Origin of the sequence: Bradyrhizobium sp. PRIMUS42 (assembly GCF_023006515.1) — a bacterium.
Taxonomy (GTDB): Bacteria; Pseudomonadota; Alphaproteobacteria; order Rhizobiales; family Xanthobacteraceae; genus Bradyrhizobium.
The window spans coordinates 1-1989 of sequence record NZ_JALBGZ010000954.1; the positions used below are offsets into that span (position 1 = coordinate 1).

Annotated in this window: 1 protein-coding gene and 1 pseudogene; both read left to right on the forward strand. The window is 62.5% G+C overall.

The window, feature by feature from the left end; genetic code table 11:
• A partial coding sequence (locus MOV75_RS36155) for a DUF1522 domain-containing protein (protein ID WP_247007760.1) occupies positions 1–1433 on the forward strand: 1433 nt, incomplete at its 5' end.
• A 359-nt stretch (positions 1434–1792) separates the two neighbouring features.
• Positions 1793–1989 (forward strand): annotated as a pseudogene (locus tag MOV75_RS36160) (flagellar protein); the annotation flags it as partial.

Below are 1989 nucleotides of genomic sequence, written 5' to 3' on the forward strand. Positions count from 1 at the left end.
TCGCCACCAGCTTCAACCAGACCGCTTCGAGCGTTGGCGGCGGTGCCGTCACGCTGAAGAGCTCGACGGGTGCGGATCTGAGCGTCACCGGCAAGGCCGACCTGCTCAAGTCTCTCGGTCTGTCCTCGTCTGTGGGCGGCGGCAACGCCACCGTGAGCGTCAACCGGACCACGAGCTCGGGCTCGCTCGGTGCGACGATCGCGGACGGTTCGACGCTGAACGTCGACGGTCACGTCATCACGTTCAAGAACGCGCCGATCCCGGGTTCGACCGGTGCTCCGAGCGTTGCGAGCGGCTTCGGTGCGAGCGGCAACGTTCTCACGGACGGCGCCGGTAACTCGACGGTCTATCTGCAGGGCGGTACGGTCAACGACGTGCTGAAGGCGATCGACCTTGCCACCGGCGTGCAGACCGCGACGGTCAATGCCAACGGCACCGCGACGCTTGCGACCGCCACCGGCCAGACCAACTCGTCGATCAACGCCTCCGGCCAGCTCAAGCTGTCGACCGGCGTCAATGCCGATCTGTCGATCACCGGCACTGGCAACGCGTTGAATGCGCTCGGCTTCGCCGGCAACACCGGTACCTCGACCGCCTTCACCGCGGCGCGCACCTCGGGCGTCGGCGGCATCACCGGCAAGACCTTGACCTTCTCCTCCTTCAACGGCGGCACGGCGGTCACCGCCACCTTCGGTGACGGCACCAACGGCACGGTCAAGACGCTCGATCAGCTCAACACGAAGCTTCAGGCCAACAACCTGACGGCGACGATCGACGCCAACGGCCTGCTGACGGTCTCGACCACCAACGACTATGCGTCCTCGACCATCGGTTCGAGCGCCGCAGGTGGCGCGATCGGCGGTACGCTGACCTCGTCGCTGACCTTCTCGACGGCTTCCACCCCCGTCCAGGATACGGTTGCCCAAACGTCGCGCGCGAACCTGGTGTCTCAGTACAACAACATCCTGAACCAGATCGACACGACCTCGCAGGACTCCTCGTTCAACGGTGTCAACCTCTTGAACGGCGACCAGCTCAAGCTGGTGTTCGACGAGACCGGCAAGTCGAACCTCAGCATCACGGGCGTGACCTACAACTCCAAGGGTCTGGGCCTTGCTGCGTTGACCAGCGGTGTCGACTTCATCGACAACTCCGCGACCAACAAGGTGCTGTCCAACCTGAACGCCGCGTCGAGCACGCTGCGCTCGGAAGCTTCGAGCCTCGGTTCGAACCTCTCGGTGGTGCAGGTTCGTCAGGACTTCAACAAGAGCCTGATCAACGTGCTGCAGACCGGTTCGTCCAACCTGACCCTGGCCGACACCAACACCGAAGCGGCCAACAGCCAGGCGCTGTCGACCCGCCAGTCGATCGCGGTCTCCGCGCTCTCGCTGGCCAACCAGTCGCAGCAGAGCGTGCTGCAGCTGCTCCGCTAAGTCGCGGACGACATCGCAAGACGATTACGGCGGCGGGGCTTCGGCCCCGCCGCTTTCTTTTTTGTATCTGCATCAAAGTGCCGCTCGACAAGGTGCAGGGCGTGCGGATGCAGCCAATTGCTCACTCTGAGTTATGGTTGACAAGTCGCAAACGCCTCGTCGCTGCACCAAAAAACATCATCCTTTCATGACGATATGGCCAAGCACGATCCGGCTCCGAACGCGCGTATGGTGAATCCGGGCAAGGACTGCCGCGACACGCTTCATGCTTTGTTAGCCGTCTGCGTTCACCGTCCCGGCATCGATTAATCCTAATCGAAGTTTGTTTGTTGCGTTGCGTACCAGAAGGGTAACACTCAATGTCCGGTATCGTCCTCTCTTCGTCGGTTCGTCAGAACCTGCTCTCTCTCCAGTCCACCGCTGACCTCCTCGCCACCACGCAGAGCCGTCTGTCGACCGGCAAGAGCGTCAACTCGGCCCTGGACAATCCCACCAACTTCTTCACCGCACAGTCGCTCGACAACCGCGCCAGCGACATCAACAACCTGCTCGATGG